This is a genomic window from Polaromonas sp. P1_E12, from assembly GCF_056405975.1.
This window is the reverse complement of the sequence record NZ_JBFUBB010000008.1, coordinates 37152-54145: the sequence shown is the minus strand read 5'-3', so window position 1 is coordinate 54145 and position 16994 is coordinate 37152. Positions and strand designations below refer to the sequence as shown.

Annotated in this window: 16 protein-coding genes; 9 read left to right on the top strand and 7 right to left on the bottom strand. The window is 63.2% G+C overall.

Annotation, left to right across the window (positions count from 1 at the left end; all coding sequences use genetic code 11):
• Nucleotides 1–64 precede the first annotated feature (64 nt).
• The 6 genes from AC1D13_RS20560 to AC1D13_RS20535 all read left to right on the top strand — a co-directional run bounded on the left by AC1D13_RS20560 (nt 65) and on the right by AC1D13_RS20535 (nt 7929).
• The gene (locus tag AC1D13_RS20560) at nt 65–772 is read left to right on the top strand and encodes a haloacid dehalogenase type II (protein ID WP_477690198.1); all 708 of its coding nucleotides are present in this window, start codon (nt 65–67) and stop codon (nt 770–772) included.
• A 76-nt stretch (nt 773–848) separates the two neighbouring features.
• A complete protein-coding gene (locus AC1D13_RS20555; protein WP_477690197.1) occupies nt 849–3077 on the top strand; it encodes a malate synthase G in 2229 nt (742 codons plus the stop codon).
• Nucleotides 3078–3572: 495 nt separating this feature from the next.
• Nucleotides 3573–6116, top strand: a complete 2544-nt coding sequence (locus AC1D13_RS20550) for a DUF1631 family protein (RefSeq protein ID WP_477690196.1) — start codon at nt 3573–3575, stop codon at nt 6114–6116.
• A gap of 76 nt (nt 6117–6192) precedes the next feature.
• On the top strand, nt 6193–7011 hold the full coding sequence (locus tag AC1D13_RS20545) for a fused MFS/spermidine synthase (RefSeq protein WP_477690195.1): 819 nt from the start codon (nt 6193–6195) through the stop codon (nt 7009–7011).
• 172 nt (nt 7012–7183) lie between these two features.
• Nucleotides 7184–7621: an OsmC family protein gene (locus AC1D13_RS20540; RefSeq protein WP_457282323.1), complete on the top strand. Its 438-nt coding sequence runs from the start codon at nt 7184–7186 to the stop codon at nt 7619–7621.
• Nucleotides 7622–7650: 29 nt separating this feature from the next.
• Entirely contained in the window at nt 7651–7929 is a 279-nt protein-coding gene (locus tag AC1D13_RS20535) for a hypothetical protein (protein ID WP_457282322.1), read from the top strand.
• 21 nt (nt 7930–7950) lie between these two features.
• Here AC1D13_RS20535 and AC1D13_RS20530 read toward each other — a convergent pair whose 3' ends face one another.
• Both AC1D13_RS20530 and AC1D13_RS20525 read right to left on the bottom strand, forming a co-directional pair.
• The gene (locus tag AC1D13_RS20530; protein WP_457282321.1) at nt 7951–8286 is read right to left on the bottom strand and encodes a hypothetical protein; all 336 of its coding nucleotides are present in this window, start codon (nt 8284–8286) and stop codon (nt 7951–7953) included.
• A gap of 133 nt (nt 8287–8419) precedes the next feature.
• Nucleotides 8420–9799, bottom strand: coding sequence for a zinc-binding metallopeptidase family protein (locus AC1D13_RS20525; protein ID WP_477690194.1), 1380 nt, complete (start codon nt 9797–9799; stop codon nt 8420–8422).
• A 277-nt stretch (nt 9800–10076) separates the two neighbouring features.
• Between AC1D13_RS20525 and AC1D13_RS20520 the strand changes: the two genes are divergently transcribed.
• Genes AC1D13_RS20520 through AC1D13_RS20510 form a run of 3 tightly spaced genes read left to right on the top strand, consistent with a single transcriptional unit; the run spans nt 10077 to nt 12569 of the window.
• Nucleotides 10077–10268 carry a 4-oxalocrotonate tautomerase gene (locus AC1D13_RS20520; protein WP_411881369.1) on the top strand — a complete coding sequence of 64 codons (192 nt, stop codon included), beginning with the start codon at nt 10077–10079 and terminating at the stop codon, nt 10266–10268.
• 17 nt (nt 10269–10285) lie between these two features.
• A complete protein-coding gene (locus tag AC1D13_RS20515; RefSeq protein WP_477690193.1) occupies nt 10286–11773 on the top strand; it encodes an MFS transporter in 1488 nt (495 codons plus the stop codon).
• 1 nt (nt 11774) lies between these two features.
• Nucleotides 11775–12569, top strand: a complete 795-nt coding sequence (locus AC1D13_RS20510; RefSeq protein ID WP_457282318.1) for a class II glutamine amidotransferase — start codon at nt 11775–11777, stop codon at nt 12567–12569.
• Between the two features lie 30 nt (nt 12570–12599).
• Here the strand turns inward: AC1D13_RS20510 and gshB are convergent, their stop codons facing one another.
• The 5 genes from gshB to AC1D13_RS20485 all read right to left on the bottom strand — a co-directional run bounded on the left by gshB (nt 12600) and on the right by AC1D13_RS20485 (nt 16981).
• Nucleotides 12600–13565 carry a glutathione synthase gene (gshB, locus tag AC1D13_RS20505; RefSeq protein WP_477690192.1) on the bottom strand — a complete coding sequence of 322 codons (966 nt, stop codon included), beginning with the start codon at nt 13563–13565 and terminating at the stop codon, nt 12600–12602.
• The gene (locus AC1D13_RS20500; RefSeq protein WP_457282316.1) at nt 13562–14809 is read right to left on the bottom strand and encodes a benzoate/H(+) symporter BenE family transporter; all 1248 of its coding nucleotides are present in this window, start codon (nt 14807–14809) and stop codon (nt 13562–13564) included. Before AC1D13_RS20500 ends, gshB begins: the two co-directional genes overlap by 4 nt.
• Nucleotides 14810–14945: 136 nt before the next feature.
• Nucleotides 14946–15563 (bottom strand): DUF2238 domain-containing protein, encoded by a 618-nt coding sequence (locus AC1D13_RS20495; protein WP_477690191.1) that lies wholly within the window; start codon nt 15561–15563, stop codon nt 14946–14948.
• A complete protein-coding gene (locus tag AC1D13_RS20490) occupies nt 15560–16033 on the bottom strand; it encodes an OsmC family protein (protein WP_477690190.1) in 474 nt (157 codons plus the stop codon). The genes AC1D13_RS20495 and AC1D13_RS20490 overlap by 4 nt, the downstream gene beginning before the upstream one ends.
• A 15-nt stretch (nt 16034–16048) precedes the next feature.
• A complete protein-coding gene (locus AC1D13_RS20485; RefSeq protein ID WP_477690189.1) occupies nt 16049–16981 on the bottom strand; it encodes an alpha/beta hydrolase in 933 nt (310 codons plus the stop codon).
• Nucleotides 16982–16994: the final 13 nt, after the last annotated feature.

Sequence of the window (16994 nt, the reverse complement as noted above, 5' to 3'; positions counted from 1 at the left end):
GTCATGGATAAAGCGATTCTTGGGTAATTAATCACGCTCGATGTATCAAATACAGTAGAGGCTTATGGAAAAGTCCCGCTCCAACCCACAGCCCAAGCTTCGTGCTGTGCTGTTTGACGCCTACGGCACGCTGTTTGACGTGTACAGCGTGGGCTTGCTGGCGGAGCAGTTCTTTCCGGGCAAAGGCGAAGTGCTGGGCGTGCTGTGGCGCGACAAGCAGATTGAGTACACGCGCCTGGTGACCATCAGCAACGGCGGCGCGCATTACCGGCCGTTCTGGGACCTCACACGCGCAGGCCTGCGTTATGCGTGCAAACGCCTGGGGCTGGATTTGAATGCCGCCCGTGAGGAGCAGCTCATGAACCAGTACCGCCACCTGTCGGCGTTTCCCGAAAACCGGGAGGTGCTGCAGGCGCTGAAGGCGCGTGGCATCACCACCGGCATCCTGTCCAACGGCGACCCCTCCATGCTGGATGTGGCCGTCAAGTCGGCCGGGCTTGAAGGTCTGCTGGACCACATCATCAGCGTGGACAGCATTCGCAAATACAAGACCGCGCCCGAAGCCTATGCGCTCGGGCTGAAAGCCACCGGGCTGGAGGCGAAACAGATCGCCTTCGTGAGCTGCAACAGCTGGGACGCACTGGCGGCCACCTGGTATGGCTACCAGACGCTGTGGGTTAATCGTTACCAACTGCCGTTTGAAGAGCTGGGCACGCAGCCCCTGTACACCGGCAGCAACCTGCGTGAAGTGCTCTCGCTGCCGCTGCACTGATTTCGCAGGCTCGTTCTATTTTTTGTCTTTTAGTTTTTTTGATTCTTCTGATGCTTTTGAGAAAAGGGACCGCACCATGAACACAACAACCAACACACGCACCTCCAGCCACCGTCTGCAGGTCGCCACCGGGCTTTACCGTTTCGTCGAAGACGAGGTGTTGCCTGGCACCGGTGTGGCCAGCGGCGCTTTCTGGAAGGGCTTTGACGCCATCGTGGCCGATCTGGCGCCCAAGAACCTCTCCCTGCTGGCAGAGCGCGACCGCCTGCAGGCCGAGATGGACGCCTGGCACAAGGCCCACCCCGGCCCCATTGCGGACATGAAGGCTTACCGCGCTTTCCTCGAAAAAACCGGCTACCTCGTGCCTACGCCGAAGAAGGTCACCATCACCACTGCCAACGTGGACGCCGAACTCGCCAAACAGGCCGGCCCGCAACTTGTGGTGCCCATCCTGAACGCGCGCTATGCGCTTAATGCCGCCAATGCGCGCTGGGGCAGCCTGTATGACGCGCTCTACGGCACCGACGCCCTTTCCGAGGATGACGGCGCCACCAAAGGCAAAGGCTACAACCCCGTGCGCGGCGCCAAGGTGATCGAGTACGCACGTTATGTGCTGGATCGCACCGCGCCGCTGAAAAAGGGCTCGCACATCGATTCGATCGCCTATGCGGTCAAGGGCGGCAAGCTCGTCGTTACCCTGAAAGGCGGCAAGACAACGGCGCTGGAAGACGCCAGCCAGTTCATCGGCTACCAGGGCAAAGCCTCCGCGCCGTCGTCGGTGCTGCTGCAGCATAACGGCCTGCACATCGACATTCGCATTGACCGCGGCACGCCCATCGGCAAGACGGATCCGGCCGGCGTGAGCGACCTGGTGATAGAGGCTGCGCTGTCGACCATCATGGACCTGGAAGACTCTGTGGCCGTGGTGGACGCCGACGACAAGGTGCTGGCCTATCGCAACTGGCTGGGCATCCTGCAGGGCACACTGACCGAAAGCGTGACCAAGGATGGCAAGACCTTCACCCGCGGCCTGAACCCGGACCGTGAATACACCTCGCCGAAAGGACCCAAGGGCAAAGCAGTGGTACTGCACGGCCGTTCGCTGATGTTCGTGCGCAATGTGGGCCACCTGATGACCAACCCGGCCGTGCTGTACACCGCCGCGGATGGCAGCACGAAGGAAATTCCGGAAGGCATCCTGGACGCCGTGATCACGACCACGATCGCCATCCACGACCTCAAGCGCAAGGGCAAGCCCGGCATCAGGAACTCGCGCAAGGGCTCGGTCTACATCGTCAAGCCCAAGATGCACGGCCCCGCTGAAGTGGCATTCGCCGCCGAACTTTTCAGCCGCGTCGAAAAGATGCTCGGCCTGCCGGGCAGCACGGTCAAGCTCGGCATCATGGACGAAGAGCGCCGCACCAGCGTCAACCTCAAGGCCTGCATCGCCGCCGCTTCCAGCCGCGTGGCCTTCATCAACACCGGTTTCCTGGACCGCACCGGCGACGAAATGCACACGGCCATGCAGGCCGGCCCGATGATCCGCAAGGGCAACATGAAGATCAGCCCCTGGCTCAGCGCCTACGAACGCAGCAACGTGCTGGTCGGCCTGGCCTGCGGCCTGCGCGGCCGCGCCCAGATCGGCAAGGGCATGTGGGCCATGCCCGACCTGATGGCCGACATGCTCAAGGCCAAAATCTCGCACCCGCAGGCCGGCGCCAACACCGCCTGGGTCCCCTCGCCCACGGCCGCCACGCTGCACGCGCTGCACTACCACCAGGTCAATGTGGCGGCGGTGCAAAAAGACATCGAGAAGACGGTCGACCTGAAGTCCGAAATCGCCCGCCTGCTGCCCGAGCTGCTGCTGGTGCCGGTCTCGCCCGACGCTCAATGGACGCCTGCCGAGAAGCAGCAGGAGCTGGACAACAATGCCCAGGGCATCCTCGGCTACGTGGTCCGCTGGATCGACCAGGGTGTGGGTTGCTCCAAGGTGCCCGACATCCACAACGTCGGCCTGATGGAAGACCGCGCCACGCTGCGTATTTCCAGTCAGCACATCGCCAACTGGCTGCTGCATGGCGTGGTCACGAAAGCGCAGGTCAAGGAAACCTTTGAACGGATGGCCGCCGTGGTCGACGGCCAGAACGCGGGCGATCCGCTGTACAAAAAGATGACGGGCAACTTCGAGGCGTCAGCGGCCTACAAGGCAGCGTGCGACCTGGTCTTCAAGGGCCTGGAGCAACCCAGTGGCTACACCGAGCCGCTGCTTCACGCCTGGCGGCTGAAGGTAAAAGCCGGCTTGTGAGCTGTTAAGTCTGCGGCAGGGGTGCGGACGGGGGCTTGCGCCTGCTGCAGCCTGTGCCTGACAGAGCCAGCTTGCTACTGAATTGATAGCTGTTGGCGCAGGCTGCTATTGGCCTGCAGGCCAAATACTCTTGGAAATCTGGGTTCGGCCCGCTGGCGCCGGTGCGCCCCCTATGGCGGATGACAGCCGGTCAGGCGTTGATAACCCCTGAGCTTGCGGAGGTGTTGCGCCAAACTGACCTTTACAGAGAGCCGCCGATCTTGCAAAACCGGCCGCTCATCGCCATTCGCGGGATTTAAGGGCTGGTTATGGACCGTTCCGTGACAAAAACCCTGTAATTCATATGTATGCGTTGGAAACCAAGTGAAACACTTTGCAAGTACTTCAATGAAATCGCGGTTGGCCCTTACGCTAGCGTCTCCCCCTTCTCCGGCCACAGATCGGTTGCAAGCCGGCCGGCAAATGTGATTAATACCAATTTTCCCGAACTCCTCGATGGCTTCGCAACCTGACGTCCTTCAATCCTGTCTTCAGGCGGCTGCCAAAGCAGCCCGGCCTGCGCTGGAACGGTGCATTGATGACGCCGTGGCGGGGCTGCAGATTGCCGAGTCACAAAGCCCAAAAGTGGCCGAGCGCGACGAACTCGCGGCGGCCTGGCGGGGACTTCAACAAAACAAGCCCGTCTGGGTCGTGCAATACCCGGCAGACCTGCTGGTGCATTTCAAGGCGAATGTGGCTGTTGCGGTGCAGGCGGTGCGCACGCCGGCAGCATCGCCAGACCAGCTCGCTGCTTCAGCCGCCGCCGCATCCAGCACCTTTGCCGCCCTGTCTTATGCCAGTTTCGCCCTCGTCGATGACGAGGACGTGTCCCAGGCCATTGAATCGTCACGGCTGCTCCAGCTGGTGCTGCCGGCGGTCGACCACGTCCTCGCCGAACTCAACAAGCTGATCAGCACCGTGCAGGGGCTGCCCAATGTGCGCCCGGAGCTCAATCCGCTGCGCCCTGAAGTGTTTGCACAAACCCTGCGCGAAATGATCACCGCAAGCAATGCGGGCCCGGCCGTCGTTTCGCTGTGGCTCAGGTATCTTGCCGAGCCTCTGGGGCGCGAACTCGGGCAGGTCTATGAACGCCTGGTTAACCAGCTCGAACTTGCCAACGTGCAGGGAGCCAGCTACCGCGTATTGCAGACCCCTGCAAGCGCAGCCCCCGGCCGTGCCAGGGGCGCGGGAGGCGCAGGCTCCGGGTCGGGCACCGGTACCGGAGGCGTCGGCGGCGGTGAGGGCGGAAACGGTGGGAGCTCCGTCGAATCCGGCCAGCACCAGCCGCCCCCGCAATATGCCGACCTCTCCAACTATGAGATCCGGGACGAGTTGTTCCAGGATTTCCTGTTCCATGGCGGCAGCAACGCCCATCACGGGCTGGCGCCGTCCTATTACGAAACGGTGGAGGAAGAGCTGGTCGCCCTGCAGGAAGCGCCTGACTCTTCCGGCGCGCCGTTGGCTGAGTCGCAAGCCGCGCCCTCGCATGAATACCAAAACCTGCCGGCGGTAGACCGTCCGCAGCGGATGGTCGATGAGCGCAGCCAGCTCAGCCCGCAGGTTTGGGGCTCGTACGCCCGACCCCGCGAGCGCGCCATCGTCCGGACCCAGCTGAAGAAAGAGGCCAAGCAGGTCGGTCAGGTGCTGGGCCTGGAAGTGGTGCGCAAGCTGGTCAAACAGGTCGCGCAAGACCCGCGCCTGCTGGTGCCGGTGCGGGAAGCCATCGTGGCGCTGGAGCCTGCGCTGCTGCGTCTGGCCATGGTGGACCCGCGCTTTTTCAGCGACGAAGGCCACGCCGGGCGCCGTGTCATGGAGCGCGTGGCGCAGCGCAGCTTCAAGTACAACGACGAATTCAGCCCTGAGTTCCTGGCGTTTTTTGAGCCGGTCACGCGCGCTTTCAACGGGCTGAACAGCCTGACGATCGAAGATGCCCAGCCTTTCGCGATGGCACTGGCCGAGCTCGAATACGGCTGGGACGAGCAGGACCAGCTCGAAGCGGAAAACCGCAACAACGTGCTGCAGGCCCTGCGTTTCGCCGAAGAGCGCCAGACGCAAGCGGACCAGATCGCCTTTGAGCTGAGCACACGCTCAGACCTGGACAAGGTGCCGGGCCTGGTGCTGGACTTCCTGTTCGGCCCCTGGGCGCTGGCCATGGCGCACGCCAGACTCTCCGATACACGCAACCAGGTTGATCCGATGGGCTTCGGTTCGGTGGTGCCTGACCTGCTCTGGAGCGTCAAGCGGGAAGTCACCCTGAAACGCCCGGCCAAACTGATCGAGATGATTCCCAGCCTTTTGGGCAAGCTGCATGAGGGGCTGGAGTTGCTGGGGCAGGACCCGCGCGAAAGTGAGCCTTTCTTCGAGGGCCTGATGATGCTGCACCGGCCCGTGCTCAAGCTGCGACGCCTGAAAAGCCGGCGTGACGCCGAAGAGTCTGGCGCCGTGCCACTGGAGGCCGAAGAAGATTCGGCCACGCCTGAACAGCGTCTTGCCAAGGCCGCCGCGCACCCCTGGCTTGCGCGCGACGACCTGGACGCCGCAGGGTTTGAAGACACCCTGCCGACTGTGCCCGGAGAACTTGCTCCGATCGAGGAAGACGAACCGCCGCCGATAGAACCCATGCAAGCGGCAAATGAGCCCGACTCCAGCCATCCGGAATACCTTGCCGCGGCGGCAGCCTCCGCAAATGCAGTACCGGCCATGGCTCAAAGTGAAGCCGAGCGCCTGTTGCTCAGCCTGCGTTCCGGCCACTGGGTGGATATGTACTCCAGGCGCCGCTGGCTGCGAGCCCAGCTGATCTGGGCCAGCACCAAGGGCACGCTGTTCATGTTCGTGAGCCACGGCGGCCAGCCCCACTCGATGACCAAGCGTAGCTGCGAACGGCTGATCCGCGAACGCCTGCTCCGGCCGGTCGACAGCCAGGGTGTGGTGGCGCAGGCCCTGGATGCGGTCGCTTCGGAAGTCGCAACCACAGCGCAGCCGGAATCCCAGCCGGTCTGAAGGGGGAGGCCGCACGAGGCGGCAGTTACCTGCCGCCGGATACATGGCGGAACCCACCCGTACCGCTTAAAGCCTCATGACCTCCTGGCCCGACCTCAATCAATTTCCTGCCGCCGCTGTACCTGCTGGCCCGGCTGAATTGCAGCAGCCAGCGCATGCCCAGCCCTTTGTGCATGACGACGGAAGCACCCGGTCGCTTCACTTCACGATGGGTGAACTGCAAAGCCGCATGCTGATGCACAGCCCCTGGCACCTGGAAGTGGACTACACGCTGACGATGATGGGTTTCCTGCTCTTTCGGCCCGTGCCCCTGCACATCGGAATGATCGGCCTCGGAGGCGGCTCCCTGGCCAAGTTCTGCCACCGGCAGCTGCCGTCCAGCCAGATGACTGTGCTGGAGATCAACCCTCAGGTGGTGGTGCTGCGGCGCGAATTCCACGTGCCCGACGATGACGCGCGGTTCCGCGTCATCGCCGCTGACGGGGCCGATTTTCTGCAGGCCGGTACCTCCCGGTTCGACGTGCTGCTGATCGACGGGTTTGACCACCAGGGGCAACCGCCGGCCCTCTGTTCGCAACGCTTTTATGACGACTGTTTTGCCGCGCTGTCGCCGGGCGGCGTACTGGCGGTGAACCTGCACTACGATGACCCGGACTATCCGCTGCTGGCGGGCCGCATTGCGCGCAGTTTCGATGGCAATTCCGCAGAAATTCTTGCCCAGGAAAAAACCAACAGCATCGTGTTTGCCCACCGCGGGAAGCCCGTTTCCGCGCGCAGGCTCTCGGTTGCGCAAGCTCTTTCCGCACTGGCGGACGACGAGGGCCGGGCCCAGCTCAGGGCCGAGTTTGGGCGGATCACCTGGCACATGAAAGACCCGGGCGCAGACGACGCCTGACCGGTGCATCCCGGCTCACACCGGATCCGGCCACGGCGGGAAGGCCTTACCCCGACGTGCGGTGCTGTCCGACGGCCAGCCCCCAAAAAAACAGGCACGCTGGAACGTTCAACATTTCATTTCACTGTCCTGCACGGATATACCCTGCACGCGCACAAACCTGGAGAACCCCATGACCGAAAAAACCGCATCTGTTCACTGGGAAGGCCGAGGCAAAAAGGGCCAGGGCCAGATCAGCACCGACACCGCTGCACTCAAGTCGTATCCCTACGGCTTTGGCAGCCGCTTTGAGGACGACCGCAGCGGCACCAATCCTGAAGAGTTGCTGGGCGCCGCGCATGCAGCCTGTTTCACCATGGCATTTTCTTTTGCCTGCGACAAGGCTGGGTTCGGCACCAGCTCGGTAGACACCCGCGCCAGGGTCCGTCTGGTGCCGCAGGGTGATGGCTTCCTCATCGACCGCATTGCGCTGACCCTGGAGGCCGTGATTCCGGATATCGATGAAGCGAAATTCCAGGAACTCGCCGAAGGCGCCAAGAAGGCCTGCCCGCTCTCCAGGGCCCTGGCCAGCGTTCCCGAAATCACCCTCGCAGCGACATTACGCCGGTAGCTTTTTCCGCACCCAGAAAGAAACCCGATATGAATCCCAGGACGAATTTTTCTTTTGAGGTTCAATATGCCGCACAGTCAGGCGCCGCGCAGGACGAGCGCGACGGCCTGATGGGGTCGCTGGGCCCTTCGCTGCAGAAGCTGTTTGCCGCAGACGACCCTTCGGCCACCGTGACGGTGAGCGACAGCCACAAGGGTGACGGCAACAAGATCATTGAGTTGACGACCACCCTGCAGGATCCCCAGGTCGCCGCAACACTCCAGGCGTTTTCGAAGCAGCACGGCGTGGCCGTGAGTGCACTCGAATAGCCGGCCCTGGTGCGGCCTCGCTCAGGCTTGCCACACACCGTAACCCGCTTCGCGCAGGGCAATACCCAGTTCGACTTCCATGTCGCGCGCGGCGTCGTAGGGCATGGGGTTGTACATCTCGTACAGCTTGGGTAAAAGCCGCACGCCGAAATCACGGGCGAAACGGTTGGATTGAATGCCGGCCTTGTGTTTGTCAAAACGCACATCCGGGTCCAGCCCGGTCATGCCCACATACACAAAAGGCTTGCCCAGCTGGTAGTCCGGATTGGCGCGGCGAAAGCGTGCCACGTTCCACACTTCGGGCCCAAGCTCGATCACATAGACGCTGTAGTGATGGCCTCTGGGTCGGGTGGGCATGAATGGGCGGGCGTGGAGGGTGGGCGTTGTGCCGACTTTAACGCATCGCAATCCATTCAGGCGCTATCAAAAAAATAGCTGCTTGCGCGCGTCCTTATTGGTCTGCAACTTCTTTCTGCCTGAAAATCGCGCGCTAGCCTTGCTGTTGCTGCTGCGATTCCTTCATTTCTCCATTTTCTTCCTCTGTTGGGCTCTGGGTCTGCGTCTGTGCCTGTGTCTCATCCGGGGCCTGCTCCTGCAGCCAGCTGCCCGACGACACCACCAGGTGAATGAAGTGCAGCTTGGCGACCGCCTCCGTTGGCAGGATGAAGGGATAGAAATCGGGCTGGCCCATGCTGCGCGACATCTCGTTGAGCATGGTGGTCAGCCGCGTCCAGTGGTTCAGGAAGGTGAGGAACTGTTCGGCATCCGGGTGATCCGGTTGATACAGCGCATCTATCGTGAACGGCGTGAACTCCAGGTCGAAGTGATCGACGCTCAGGCCGAAACTTAAAGCGGTGTCGATCGCATCGCGCATGTGCAGGTAATGCGCCCAGCACTCGGCCCAGTCCTCCCAGGGGTGAGTACTGGCGTAGGCGCTCACGTAATGCAGCGGCCAGTCCGCGGGCGGGCCCTCGTCGTAGTTGCGCTGCAGGCTGGCCTTGTAGTCCAGGGTTTCGTCGCCGAAGAGTGCGTGAAAGCCGTCCATCCAGGCAGTGCCGGCCAGCAGGCGGTCCCAGTAGTAGTGGCCCACTTCATGGCGGAAATGCCCAAGCAGCGTGCGATAGGGCTCGCGCATGGCCTTGCGCACCGCCTCGCGCTTGGCGTCGTCGGCCTCGTCCACGTTGAGCGTGATGAGGCCGGTGTTGTGGCCCGTCATGATGTGCGGGCCGTTCACCGGCGAACGCAGGAAGTCGAACATCAGGCCGCGCTCGGTGTCTTCGCTCATGCGGGACGCCACCGGCAGCCCGAGCAGGATCAGCGCGGACACCAGGCGGCGCTTGGCCAGCTCGACCAGCCCCCAGAGGTAACCGTTGTCGGGCAGGGCTGGGTCCGTCAGGTCCGGAATGGTCCGGTTGAGGCGGCAGGCCCGGCACATGTCGGCGGGGTCCTCCACCGGCACCAGCCAGTTGCACGATGCGGGGGTTGAGAGATTGAGGCATCGCCTGTAAAGAGGTTCGCCGTTTTCGGCAGGCTGAGCGGGCGGTGCCTGCGTCGCCTCGGCTTCCTCAACGGGTGCGGCAGGCGCAGATTCCTGGCCAGGAATTTCCTCGAGCAAAGGCGGCTGGATGTCGTCGGGCGGCGCGCCGGCCGGTGCGCCGGCGGCCTGCCATTCCTGCCAGGTGCCCTCTTGCGGCCCAGGCATCAACGGCAGCAGCAGGCCGCGCTCACAGTCATAACCCAGCGGCGTGCCGCAGGCCAGGCATTTGCTGTTGCGAAAAAAGACGGGCTGCCCGCAATGGCAACGGTAGTTGCGCCCGGCCAGCAAAGGCAGGGGTTGGTCGGTGGATCTGGATGGCGTGGTGAAAAACAAGTGGCTTGCCCGAATGAATGGTGGGCCCGCAAGGCCGAAAGCGCAAAGCACCTGGCAGGAGAACACCCGGCAGGAGAACCCGAGGGTACAGGATAGCCCCGGCGAAGCCTCCGGGGCCCGGCGCCAACACCTGTCATGCTGTCAGTGGAGGCCGACAAAACAAGGCCGGGCTCTTGCTTTTATCATCGGGTATCAGACATGTTTGCGGGCCAGTTGACCGGACACCCGTAAAACCCTGTGTTCAACCCGCATCAACCACCACACCCCAGAGGACACCATGCCCACTTACCACGTCGAAATGATGGAAGGCCGGACCATCGAGCAGAAGAAAAAGCTCGTCGAGGCCATTACCCGCGTCAGCGTCGAAATTCTCGGCGGCCAGCCTGACTCGGTGGACATCCTGATCACCGACATCAAGCGCGAAAACTGGGCGACCGGCGGCAAACTCTGGTCCGAGCCGAGAGACTGACGACGGACACCCGGGCCATGCCCGCATCCCTTGCCGGCCTGCAGGCGCGCCACGGTCCGCGTTACCGGTGGTTGCTGCTGCTGTCGGTCATGATCGGCACGATGGCTTCCATCATGTCGTCGACCATCGTGAACGTGGCGATTCCCGACATGAGCCATTACTTCACGCTGGGGCAGGAGCGCGCGCAGTGGGTGAGCTCGGGCTTTATGGTGGCCATGACGGTCTCCATGCTGACCACGCCCTGGCTGCTTTCGCGCTACGGCTATCGCCGCACCTATGTGGGCACCATGGTGCTGCTGATGGCCGGCGGCATTGTGGGCGGTCTGGCCAACAGCTTTGGGCTGGTGCTGGGTTCGCGCGTGGCCGAGGGCCTGGCGGCCGGTGTGGTGCAACCGATTCCCGCGATCATCATCATGCGGGCCTTCGGGCCACACGAGCAGGGGCGCGCCAGCGGCCTCTTCGGCATGGGCGTGGTGCTGGCGCCGGCGCTGGGCCCCAGCGTGGGCGGTGTGCTGGTCGACCTGTTTGGCTGGCGCTCGATTTTTTTCATGGTGGTGCCGCTTTGCCTGGTATCTCTGTGGATGGCTTACCGCTACGTGCCCGACACAGCGCCCGGCGGCGTGGAGCCCAACCGCAATGGCGCGATGATCGACTGGCGCGGCCTGTTGCTGGGCGCGGTGGGCACGCTGTGCCTGCTCAACGGCATGGTTGAGCTGCACGGCGCCGGGCGCGCGCATGCCTTTGTATTGCTGGGCGCCGCGCTGGTGGCGCTGGCAGCATTCATCTGGTGGCAACGTCGCCTGGCGGCTTCGGGCGGTGCACCGCTGATGAACCTGGCGCTCTTTGGCTACCGGCCTTTTGCCATGGGCAGCATCGTGGCTTTCATCTACGGCACCGCGCTGTTTGGCTCCACCTACCTGCTGCCGGTGTACCTGCAGCTGGGCTTGAATCTCTCGGCTTCGCACGTCGGCACCATCCTGTTGCCTGCGGGCCTGGTGTTGGCGGCCACGATTGCGGGAGTGGGCCGGCTGGCGGACAAACACCCGACCTGGCTGCTGGTCAGCACGGGGCTGGCTTTGCTGGCAGCCTCGTTTGCATTGATGCTCACGGTGAACCTGGCTTCGGGGCTCTGGATGCTGGTGGCGTGGGCCACGCTGGGGCGTATCGGGCTGGGTTTTATCCTGCCTTCGCTCAACCTCGGGTCACTCCGGCCACTGCATGAGCATCTGTTATCGCAGGGCGCAAGCGCCATCAACTTCCTGCGCATGCTGGGCGGCGCGATCGGCGTGAGCCTGTGCGGCATCGTGCTGGAGTGGCGGCTTGCGGCCCATGGCGATTCGCTGGCCAACGCCACCAGCAGCCCGGCGCGGCTGGCTGCTTTCAATGAAGCCTTCCTGATGCTGGCCGCCCTGTGCGTACTGGCCGTGGTGGCCGCATGGCAGCTTCGCGTGCCGCCCCCCGCCCAACCTGATCACTTACCGAATAACAAGCAGGAAGCGGACTGACATGTGCCAACTTCTCGGCATGAACTGTAATGCCCCAACGGATGTGACCTTCAGTTTCAGGGGCTTCGCGCAGCGGGGCGGCCACACCGACCACCATGCCGACGGTTGGGGCATCGCTTTTTTTGAAGGTGACGACAGCGTGGCCGGTGGCAGCGACCGCGGCCTGCGCCACTTTGTCGACCACCAGCCGGCCTGCAGTTCACCGGTGGCCGAGCTGATCAGCCGCTACCCGATCAAAAGCCGCAACGTCATCTCACATATCCGCAAGGCCACGCAGGGCCGTGTCGCGCTGGAGAACTGCCACCCCTTTGTGCGCGAGCTGTGGGGCCGCTACTGGGTGTTCGCCCACAACGGCGACCTGAAAGATTTTTCTCCCCGCCTGCACGGCAGCTTCCGGCCCGTCGGCACCACCGACAGCGAACGCGCCTTTTGCTGGATCATGCAAGAGATGGCCAAGTCGCACGCGGGCGTTCCCAGCGTGCAGGAACTGAGCATCACGCTGCGGGAACTTGCCGCGCACATCGCCACCCACGGCACTTTCAACTTTTTGCTCAGCAACGGTCAGGCCTTGTGGGCGCACGCGTCCACCAACCTCTATTACGTGGAGCGCAAGCACCCCTTTGCGCATGCCACGCTGAGCGACGAGGACGTGAGCGTGAACTTTGCCGAGCACACCAGGCCGACCGACCGCGTCGCTGTGGTGGTCACGGCGCCGCTCACCACCAACGAAACCTGGACGTCATTTGCGCCCGGGGAACTCAAGGTGTTTGAAGGCGGTGCGCTCATCGCCGCCTGACAGCCGCAGCCCGCCTGTGTGATCGGGCTGTCAGGCGCCGGCTGTCGTGACAGCCTGTTCCAGTGCATCAATGAACATGGCCGCCACGTCAAAGCCTGCCTGGTCGTGGATTTCCTGGAAACAGGTCGGGCTGGTGACGTTGATCTCGGTCACATAGTCGCCGATCACGTCGACACCGGCCAGCAGCAGGCCGCGCGCGGCCAGCACCGGCCCCAGTGCTTCGGCAATTTCAAAATCCCGCTTTGAGAGCGGCTGCGCCACACCCACGCCGCCGGCCGCCAGATTGCCGCGCACTTCGCTGCCTTGGGGAATGCGCGCCAGGCTGAAAGGAACCGGTTTGCCTCCGATGACCAGCACGCGCTTGTCGCCCTTGACGATCTCGGGCAAAAATTTCTGCACCATCACGCTTTCGGCGCCGTTCCTGTTCAGTGTTTCGGTGATGCTACCCAGATTCAGGCCGTCTTCCTTCACGCGGAAGATGCCCATGCCGCCCATGCCGTCCAGCGGCTTGAGGATGATGTCCTTGTGTTCGGCATGAAAGCGCTTGATGTCGGCCGCGCTGCGCGTGACCAGCGTCGGGCCGCTGAATTGCGCAAACTCGAGGATGGCGAGCTTTTCGGGATGGTCGCGCAAGGCGGCGGGCTTGTTGAAAACCCTGGCGCCTTCACGCTCGGCCTGCTCCAGCAGGTGCGTGCTGTAAAAGTATTCACTGTCAAAAGGCGGGTCCTTGCGCATGACCGCCGCATCAAAACCCGCAATGGCTTCGCGGCCGTCGGGCCGGGCGGCATCGGCCGTGAACCACACATCTGCATCGCCTGTCAGCGTGATGTGGCGCACCTGGGCCGTGACTTTCGCGCCGGTCTGCCAGCTCATGTCGGCCGGTTCACACGCGCTGATGCGGTGCCCGCGCCGCTGCGCCTCCCGCATCATGGCAAAGGTGGTGTCCTTGTAAATCTTGAATGACTCGAGCGGATCGGCAACAAAAAGAAGGTTCATGGTGTGGAACGTGTCCCTGGGTTTGGCGCCGCCCCGGAGCGGGCTTCGCGGCGCTGTTGGCCATATTGTTGTACAAAGAGTGCAATCGCGCCCGCGACGACACCCCAAAAGGCCGAGCCCACACCGGCTATTGCGACGCCCGACAAGGTGACGAGAAAAGTGATAAGCGCCGCTTCCCGGTGCGATTCCTCCTTCACCGCCGCGGCCAGGCCGTTGCCGATGGTACCCAGCAGCGCCAGTCCGGCAATGGCGACGACCAGCTCCTTCGGAAAAGCTGTCAGCAGGCCGGTGATCGCTGCGCCGAATATGCCGATCACGATATAAATGGCGCCGCAGCAAACGGTCGCGGTGTAGCGCCTGGCGGGGTCCTCATGCGCTTCCCGGCCCATGCAGATGGCCGCCGTGATGGCGCTCAGGTTGAGGGCAAACGCGCCAAAAGGCGCCAGCACCAGCGTGGCCAGGCCGCTCAGCGTGATGATTTTTGACACCGGAATGCCGCCGTCCGGACTGTCGGGCCCATAGCCCGCCGCATGGATGGCCGCCACGCCCGGCAGATTCTGCGAAGCCATGGTCACCACAAATAGCGGAATGGCCAGGCTGACAGTGGCGGCCAGTGTGAACTTCGGCATCACGAACACCGGCATCGCCAACGAAAAAGCGACCTCAGACCACGCCAGTTGCCCGCGCGCAGCGACAAACACAATGGCTCCGACCAGCGTCAGCACTACCGCATAGCGCGGCATCAACCGCTTGCCCAATAAGTAGATCGCCAGCATCAGCAGCACCAAAGGCAAAGCCGTTTGCGCTGCCGCAAAGGCCTGGATGCCGAAGCGCGCAAGCACACCCGCCAGCAACGCGGAGGCGATGGCCACAGGAATACGGTTCATGACTTTTTCAAACCAGCCGGTGATGCCGAACAAGGTGATGAGCGCCGCACTGACCATAAATGCCGCAACCGCCTCTCCCATCGAGAAACCGCCAGCCAGCCCTGCAGTAGCCAGCACGGCGGCACCCGGTGTGGACCAGGCCACCATCACCGGCTTCTTCAACCACAACGACGGCACAAGAGAGCACAAACCCATGCCGATGCCGAGCGCCCACATCCACGAGGCAATCTCGGCAGGCGTGGCGTTGAAGGCAAGGGCTGCCTGAAAGACGATGGCAACCGAGCTGGTGAAGCCGACCAGTACTGCCACGAAGCCCGCGGTGAAGGCGGCGAGGTTGAGGTCTTTGAAAAATTGCATGGGGGGATTCTGGCAGGGTTGGCACGCAGGGCATGAGGTCGCAAGAGGAAGAACCGCCTTCCAGATGGATTTCATCCGTTTGCTATGAATTCAATAGCGGCTTGCGCCCGACCCAATTGCCCTGTGGCCCAAATGCCTACAAACCCGACAGCTTGCGCATTTGCCGGTCATGCCACCGGCCCAGCAACGTGATGGCCACCGCAGCTCCGATCAAGGCCATGAACATGTCCGACTGCGTGTCCCAGGGGTCCCCCTGGGTTCCCAGAAATTCATCCGCGCCCTGACCCAGCGCCAGGGCCGCCCACCACTCCACCAGCTCATACACCGCGCTGATGGCCATGGCCACGCACACCGACAGAAACCCCGCCATGCGGCGGCTGCCCAGGTAGCCGCGCTGCAGCAATACCTCGCGTGCCACCAGCGCAGGCACCAGCCCCTGCATGAAGTGGCCGACCTTGTCGTAAGGGTTGCGGCCCAGGTGAAACAAATCCTGCAGCCAGAAACCCGGCGGCACCCTGGCATAGGTGTAGGCGCCACCCACGATCAGCACCAGCATGTGCAGCGCAATCAGCACATACAGCAAGGTCGTCAGCGGGTAGCGCCGGCCCGTGGCCAGCAGCACCGGTGCGGCGATGACGGTGGGCGCCACCTCGAGCATCCAGGTGCCCCGGTCATACGGCGCCATCCCCGACCACACCAGCGCGGCCAGTACCGGCAGGCCGAGAGCGACCAGCAGCGGCCTGCGGTCAGTCATGCGTCGCCATACACAGGCTCGCAGCGCACATCGGTTTTCACCGAGTTCGCGATGAAGCAGGCGTCGTGGGCCTCATGGTGCAGCTTGTCGATCTCGGCGCGTGTCGGCATGCGTTCACCGGCAAACGCCACGTCAGGCCGCAAGGTGACGGTGGTCATGGCGATTTTTCCCTCCGCGCTCTTTTCCATCACGCCGCTGGCCGCATCAAAGTAGCGTGTCACGGAAAACCTGCGCTTGGCTGCGATCGACAAAAACCACAGCATGTGGCAGCTCGACAGCGAGGCGACGAATGCCTCTTCCGGGTCCATGGCCGATGCGTCCGACATCGGCAGGGGCACCACATGTGGTGAAGAAGAGCCCGGCACTTCGAGGCCGCCGTCGAAGCGGATCAGGTGCCTGCGGCTGTAGCGGTTTCCCGGGAAATCACCGCCATTGATTTCCCACAAAACCTCTGCCGTATAAGTCGACATGGCCGTCCCTTGAAGTCAGCGAAAGAAGTTGTGCAGCGCAGTGGCCGTCGCCACGGGCTGTTCTTCGGGGATGAAGTGGCCCGCCGGTACGGCATGGCCCGAGACCTCGCCGCTGCATTGCGCCTCCCACAGCGCCAGCGGGTCGAACATCCGGTGCACCACACCGCGTTCGCCCCACAGGAGCAGCAAATCGCAGGCCACCGTCAGGTGCTGCGCGCGGCTTTCGCGGTCGTGGTCCAGGTCAATCCCGGCGCTTGCCCGGTAGTCTTCGCAGGCCGCATGCAGCGCTTCGGCGTTGCAAAAGCAGCGTTCATATTCGGCCAGGGCCTGAGGTTCGATGTAATTGAGCCCCGCGCTGCCCCAGCCGCCGAGCTTGGCGTGCAGGTAGGCTTTGGCGGTTTCGGGATGGTTGGCGCCCATCATGATTTCGGGCAGCGGCGCCGGCTGCAACATATGGAACCAGTGGTAATAGGCACGCGCAAACGCCATGTAGGGCTCCGTCATGCTGCGGCCTTCGTACATGTCCAGTGTGGGGGCTATGTCGATGATGCAGAGTTTTTGCACGCGTGCCGCATAGTCCAGCGCCAGCCGGTGCGCCACACGCCCGCCGCGGTCGTGGCCGCAGAGGTAAAAGCGGTCCACACCCAGGGTATCCATCACCCCGACCATGTCGTGCGCCATGTTGCGTTTGCTGTAGTTGCTGTGGTCGGGCAGGCCTGCGGTTTTGGAAGAGTCTCCGTAACCCCGCAGGTCGGGCATGACCAGGAAATAGTGTTTTGCCAGGCGCTGCGCCACGCGGTGCCACATCACATGCGACTGCGGAAAACCATGCAGCAGCAACAGGGCCGGGCGCAGCGGATCACCCGGCACGACCCGGGAAAACCGCGCGTTGATGGACGCGCCGTTGACCTCAAAGCTGCGTGATTCAAAACCGTCAAACCAGGACATGAAAACTCCCGTT

What these genes read in the sequence shown, in the direction of transcription:
- AC1D13_RS20485 (WP_477690189.1), bottom strand. Translation starts at nt 16,981, where the DNA reads ATGTCCTGGTTTGACGGTTTTGAATCACGCAGCTTTGAGGTCAACGGC.
- AC1D13_RS20495 (WP_477690191.1), bottom strand. Translation starts at nt 15,563, where the DNA reads ATGACTGACCGCAGGCCGCTGCTGGTCGCTCTCGGCCTGCCGGTACTG.
- AC1D13_RS20530 (WP_457282321.1), bottom strand. Translation starts at nt 8,286, where the DNA reads ATGCCCACCCGACCCAGAGGCCATCACTACAGCGTCTATGTGATCGAG.
- AC1D13_RS20490 (WP_477690190.1), bottom strand. Translation starts at nt 16,033, where the DNA reads ATGTCGACTTATACGGCAGAGGTTTTGTGGGAAATCAATGGCGGTGAT.
- AC1D13_RS20550 (WP_477690196.1), top strand. Translation starts at nt 3,573, where the DNA reads ATGGCTTCGCAACCTGACGTCCTTCAATCCTGTCTTCAGGCGGCTGCC.
- AC1D13_RS20535 (WP_457282322.1), top strand. Translation starts at nt 7,651, where the DNA reads ATGAATCCCAGGACGAATTTTTCTTTTGAGGTTCAATATGCCGCACAG.
- AC1D13_RS20510 (WP_457282318.1), top strand. Translation starts at nt 11,775, where the DNA reads ATGTGCCAACTTCTCGGCATGAACTGTAATGCCCCAACGGATGTGACC.
- AC1D13_RS20520 (WP_411881369.1), top strand. Translation starts at nt 10,077, where the DNA reads ATGCCCACTTACCACGTCGAAATGATGGAAGGCCGGACCATCGAGCAG.
- AC1D13_RS20545 (WP_477690195.1), top strand. Translation starts at nt 6,193, where the DNA reads ATGACCTCCTGGCCCGACCTCAATCAATTTCCTGCCGCCGCTGTACCT.
- AC1D13_RS20560 (WP_477690198.1), top strand. Translation starts at nt 65, where the DNA reads ATGGAAAAGTCCCGCTCCAACCCACAGCCCAAGCTTCGTGCTGTGCTG.
- AC1D13_RS20540 (WP_457282323.1), top strand. Translation starts at nt 7,184, where the DNA reads ATGACCGAAAAAACCGCATCTGTTCACTGGGAAGGCCGAGGCAAAAAG.
- gshB (WP_477690192.1), bottom strand. Translation starts at nt 13,565, where the DNA reads ATGAACCTTCTTTTTGTTGCCGATCCGCTCGAGTCATTCAAGATTTAC.
- AC1D13_RS20500 (WP_457282316.1), bottom strand. Translation starts at nt 14,809, where the DNA reads ATGCAATTTTTCAAAGACCTCAACCTCGCCGCCTTCACCGCGGGCTTC.
- AC1D13_RS20515 (WP_477690193.1), top strand. Translation starts at nt 10,286, where the DNA reads ATGCCCGCATCCCTTGCCGGCCTGCAGGCGCGCCACGGTCCGCGTTAC.
- AC1D13_RS20555 (WP_477690197.1), top strand. Translation starts at nt 849, where the DNA reads ATGAACACAACAACCAACACACGCACCTCCAGCCACCGTCTGCAGGTC.